Raw genomic sequence first — 5,505 nt, 5'->3', positions numbered from 1 at the left:
TTGGGAGCCCGCTCCGTCGGAGCCCGCTCAGTGGGAGCCCGCCCCGTCGGAGCCCGCTCAGTGGGAGCCCGCCCCGTCGGAGCCCGCTCAGTGGGAGCCCGCTCCGTCGGAGCCCGCTCAGCGGGAGTACGCCGAGTGGGAGCCCGCCCGGCCGGAGCCCGTCCATTGGGAGCCCGCTCAAGCGGAGTCCACCGAACCGGAGTCCACCGCGTGGGATTCCGCCGAGTGGGAGCCCGCTCCCGCACCGGTCTTCGTCGACCAGTCCGGTCTGCGCAGCCGGCTGATGCGGCGCTTCGGCTGGCCGGTCTCCGTCCTCGGTGCGATCCTGGCCGCCGTCATGGGCAGCAGTCTCATCGGCATGCAGTCGGACGCTCCCGCCATGGACATACCGCCCAAACCCTCCTACCAGCCCGCCAGGGGCCCTCTGGTGCCCTCCCTCCTCTAGCGGGTCGGTCCACCGACACCTCGTCCGCGGGCCTCGGCCATCGCCCCGCTCGCGGACCCCGGCCGTCACCCCGGCCGTCGCACCGCCCGTCACGTCGGCCACCCGCCACGTACGCCGCACGTCGACCGCGCCCATCCGGCCCCCTCGTCGAGCGCGGGCATCACCCCTTCCATGGCAAACCGGGACACCGTGCCGCCCGGAGCAACGCCTGCGGTCCGGGCCGAGCCTGCCCGCCCCGTCCGCACCACCCATCTCCAGGAGCGTCCTTGTCCCGCCACCAGCGTCAGCGTCGTCGGCAGTCCCTGCTGAGACCGCGCCGCCTGGCTGCGCCCCCGCTGCGCTTCTTCATGCCGCTGTCCCTGCTGGCCTGCCTGCTCGCGCTGCTCGTGCTCCGCGGCCTCGCCACCAACGAGGCGTTCCACGACACCCGGGTCGCGACCTCGGTCGACAAGACCACCGTGCCGGAGAACCTGCTCAAGGGCGGCCCGGTCATCGACGCGCGCGGCGAGAAGAACGAGCGCCCGGTGAGCTACCGGATCCCCGACCACACCGTCGTCCTGAGCTTCGACGACGGCCCGTCGCCGGAGTGGACCCCGAAGATCCTGGACGTGCTCGCGGCCCACGACATCCGCGCGGACTTCTTCGTGACCGGCGCGATGACCACCCGCCACCCCGAGCTGATCCGGCAGATCGTCGCGGGCGGCCACGAGATCGGCGTGCACAGCTTCACCCACCCCGACCTCGTCTACCAGTCCGAGACCCGGATCAGCTGGGAGCTGGCGCAGACGCAGCTCGCCCTGGCCGGCGTCGCGGGCGTCCACAGCGCGCTGTTCCGGCCGCCGTACTCCTCCGACGCCTCCGCGCTCGACGACTGGAACTACCCGGTGATCAAGTACGTGGGTTCCCACGGCTACCTCACCGCGTTCATCGACCGCGACACCCACGACTGGAAGCGCCCCGGCGTCGACGCGATCGTCGAGGCCGCGATGCCGCGCAAGCCCGGCGACGGCGAGCTGGTCCTGCTGCACGACGCCGGCGGCGACCGCGCCGAGACCCTGGCCGCGCTCGAACAGATCATCGTGAAGCTGAAGGGCGAGGGGTACCGTTTCGCCACGATCTCCGAGGCCCTCGGCGCCACCAACGCCACCGTGCCGGTCGACGGCTACCAGCTGTGGGCGGGCAAGGGCTACATCTGGGCCACCCACGTCGCCGTGCTCACCCTGCCGGTGCTGGTCGCCCTGCTGGCCGTCGTCGGCTTCCTCAACTTCGGCCGCTTCGCGCTGATGCTCGTCCTCGCACCCCTGCACGCCCGGCGCTCCCGGCGACGCGACGCCTGGGGGCCGCCCGTGACCGAGCCGGTCACCGTCCTCGTACCGGCCTACAACGAGCGCGAGTGCATCGCGAACACCCTGAACTCCCTCGCCGCCAGCGACTACCCGATCGAGGTGCTCGTCATCGACGACGGCTCGACGGACGGCACCGCGGACATCGTCGAGGAGATGGACCTGCCCTTCGTCCGGCTGATCCGCCAGCCCAACGGCGGCAAGTCCAGCGCACTGAACACCGGCATCGCCGCCGCCTCGTACGACATCATCGTGATGATGGACGGCGACACCGTCTTCGAGCCGTCCACCGTGCGCGAACTGGTCCAGCCCTTCGGCGACCGGACGATCGGCGCCGTCGCGGGCAACGCCAAGGTCGGCAACCGCGACAGCCTCATCGGGGCCTGGCAGCACATCGAGTACGTCCTCGGCCACAACCTGGACCGCCGGATGTACGACATGCTCAACGTCATCCCGACCATCCCCGGCGCGGTCGGCGCCTTCCGCCGGGAGGCCCTGCGGCGGGTCGGCGGGATGAGCGACGACACCCTCGCCGAGGACACCGACATCACCATGGCGGTGCTCTGCGACGGCTGGCGGATCGTCTACGCCGAGCGCGCCCGCGCCTGGACCGAGGCACCCGCCAGCCTCCAGCAGCTCTGGTCCCAGCGGTACCGCTGGAGCTACGGCTCCATGCAGGCCATGTGGAAGCACCGCCGCGCCGTGACCTCCCGCGGTCCGGCCGGGCGCTTCGGCCGCCTCGGGCTGCCGCTCGTCGTGCTGTTCGGCGTGGTCGCCCCGCTGCTCGCCCCGCTGGTCGACCTGTTCCTGCTGTACGGCGTGCTCTTCGCGGACGCCCCGATCACCCTCGCCAGCTGGGGCGGCTTCATCCTGCTCCAGGCCGTGCTGTCCTGGTACGCCTTCCGGCTCGACGGCGAGAAGCCGCTGCATCTGATCAGCCTGCCGATCCAGCAACTGGTCTACCGGCAGCTGATGTACATCGTCCTGCTCCAGTCCACGATCACCGCACTGACCGGTGGCCGGCTGCGCTGGCAGAAGCTCCGGCGCACCGGCGAGGTCGCCGTACCGGTGGAGGCCTGACCATGACCGCGTCCTTCGAGTTCGGCCGACACCAGGAGACCCTGGCGCTGAGGATCCCCGCCACCCTGCGGCAGGAGTCCCAGCCGGAGCCGGAGCTGTCGTCGCCGGAGCCGTCCGCACCGGCCCCGCGCAGGCCCGGCCGGGACCTCTACCTCGACCTGCTGCGCGCGCTGGCGCTGGTCCGCGTGGTGATCTACCACAACTTCGGCTGGTTCTGGCTGCCCGTCGTCTTCCCCTCCATGGGCGTGATGTTCGCGCTGGCCGGCTCGCTGATGACCCGCTCGCTCGGCAGCCGTCCCGCCCCGGGCGTCATCCGGGGCCGACTGCGCCGGCTGCTGCCGCCGATGTGGCTGTTCGGCGCGATCGTCCTCACCCTGGAGATCATCGACGGCTGGGGCCCCGACGCCGAGGGCCACCCCGAGTGGTGGTGGGGGAAGCTGCTCTTCTGGCTGATGCCGCTGAGCACCCCGCCGTACGCCGAGTCGCTGAACGGCTTCGGCGGACTCGTGGAAACGGGCTGGGCGGTCCAGGTCGTCGTCCCGCTCTGGTACCTCCGCGCCTACCTCTGGTACGTCCTGCTGTCCCCGCTGATGCTGTGGGCGCTGCGCCGGATGCCGGTGGTCACGCTGGCCGTGCCGCTCGCGGTGACGGCCGTGCTGAACACCGTCCTGATCGACCAGGAGTTCCTCTACGGCCGCGTGCGGGAGAACCTCAGCGACTTCGCCATGTTCGGCTCGTGCTGGATCCTCGGCATGGCCCACCAGGAGGGCCTGCTCAAGAAGATCCCGCAGTACGTCGTGCCGTCCGTCGCGCCGCTGGTCATGGTGGCCGGCTGGTGGTACCTGCAGACCCGGCCGGTCGATCCGACCGTGCCCACCGACATCGAGAGCTGGCCGATCGCCCAGGCCCTGTGGTCCTTCGGCTTCGTCGCGATCCTGCTCCACGTCAGCCCCTCCTGGGAGCAGTGGCCCCGCCCGCTGGAACGCTGGAACGGCCTGATCGGCCTGCTCAACTCCCGCGCGGTCAGCGTCTACCTCTGGCACGTGGCCGCGCTGGTCGTCGCCGTCCCGCTGATCGACCCCCTCTGGTCCGTCGGCTTCGTCTACGAGCACTTCCAGTGGCTGCTGATGAGCCAGTGGCTCCCGCTGCTGGTGGCGATCCCCCTGATCGGCCTGCTGGTCCTGGCCTTCGGCTGGATGGAGGACGTGGCCGCGAAGCGCCGGCCGCGCCTCTTCCCGTACCCACGCCGCGTACGCGTACGAGGCAGACGCAGAGCGGGCACCTGACCCACGGCACCCGGACCGCCCCGCGGCCGCTCCCTCCCCGGAGGGAGCGGCCGCGGCGGGTTTTCCGGGGCGCGTGCTTCTCCTGGGTCATCGTCTCCCCGATCATGGGACGACGGGTGGCCTTTCGGTCGGGGTGGGGGTGGCCCGATGCTGATCCGGACCAGAACCCGGTGCGACGGCGCATCAGGGGGAGGTCGTTCGCGGCAACCAGCTCTGAACGGAGAAGACTCGTGATCGTCGGAGTTCTCAAAGAAGCGCGGGACGGTGAGAAGCGTGTCGCGGCCACGCCTGCCACGATCGAACAGGTCCGCACACTCGGGTACGAGGTCCTCGTCGACCCCGGTGCGGGCGCCGCGGCCGGATTCGCCGACAGCGCCTACGAAGCCGCCGGCGCGCGGATCGGGGACGCGGTCGCCGCGGACGTGGTCCTCGGGGTGAACGCCCCCGGCCCCGCGCAGCTGGACGCCGTACGGCCGGAGGCGACGGTGATCGCGCTGTTCGCGCCCGCGTTCGACCCGGCGATGGTCGAGGATCTGGGCCGGCGCCCCTTCACCGCCCTGTCGATGGACGCCGTACCGCGCATCAGCCGGGCGCAGTCCATGGACGTGCTGTCGTCGATGGCGAACATCGCGGGCTACCGGGCGGTGGTGGAGGCCGCGCACGAGTTCGGGCGGTTCTTCACCGGCCAGGTGACCGCCGCGGGCAAGGTGCCCCCGGCGAAGGTACTCGTGGCCGGTGCCGGGGTCGCGGGCCTCGCGGCGATCGGCACGGCCGGCTCGCTCGGCGCGGTCGTACGGGCGACCGACCCGCGGCCCGAGGTGGCCGACCAGGTCCGCTCGCTGGGCGGCGAGTACCTGTCGATCGCGTCTCCGGAGGTCGAGGTCTCCGCCACCGGCTACGCCAAGGAGATGGGGGACGACTACAAGGCCCGTGAGGCCGAGCTGTACGCCGCGCAGTGCCGCGAGGCCGACATCGTCATCACCACCGCCCTGATCCCGGGCCGTCCCGCGCCCGTCCTGCTCACCGCGGAGATGGTGGCGGACATGAAGCCGGGCTCCGTGGTCGTCGACATGGCCGCGGCCAACGGCGGCAACGTCGTCGGCAGCGTGAAGGGCGGGCGGACCGTCACGGAGAACGGGGTGACGATCCTCGGCTACACCGACCTGGCCGGCCGGCTGCCCGCGCAGGCCTCGCAGTTGTACGGCACGAACCTGGTGAACCTGCTGAAGCTGATGACCCCGGACAAGGACGGCCGGCTCGTCCTGGACTGGGACGACCCGGTACAACGCTCGATCACCGTGGTCCGCGACGGCGAGTCGGCCTGGCCGCCCCCACCCGTCCAGGTCTCCGC

3 protein-coding genes and 1 pseudogene are annotated in these 5,505 nt (G+C 71.7%); all 4 read left to right on the top strand.

The window, feature by feature from the left end:
- Nucleotides 1–445 (top strand): annotated as a pseudogene (locus tag EAO70_RS37950) (hypothetical protein); the annotation flags it as partial.
- A 266-nt stretch (nt 446–711) separates the two neighbouring features.
- Complete coding sequence (locus tag EAO70_RS15660) at nt 712–2,868, top strand: bifunctional polysaccharide deacetylase/glycosyltransferase family 2 protein (RefSeq protein WP_402112287.1); 2,157 nt, start codon at nt 712–714, stop codon at nt 2,866–2,868.
- 2 nt (nt 2,869–2,870) lie between these two features.
- The gene (locus EAO70_RS15655; RefSeq protein ID WP_148003597.1) at nt 2,871–4,154 is read left to right on the top strand and encodes an acyltransferase family protein; all 1,284 of its coding nucleotides are present in this window, start codon (nt 2,871–2,873) and stop codon (nt 4,152–4,154) included.
- 230 nt (nt 4,155–4,384) lie between these two features.
- The coding region (locus EAO70_RS39255; protein ID WP_261992887.1) for a Re/Si-specific NAD(P)(+) transhydrogenase subunit alpha at nt 4,385–5,505 on the top strand (1,121 nt) is incomplete at its 3' end.

It is taken from the genome of Streptomyces sp. adm13(2018), from assembly GCF_008042145.1.
Lineage (GTDB): Bacteria > Actinomycetota > Actinomycetes > Streptomycetales > Streptomycetaceae > Streptomyces.
Note: the sequence above shows the minus strand (reverse complement) of the source record. Positions and strands in the feature narration are given on the sequence as shown.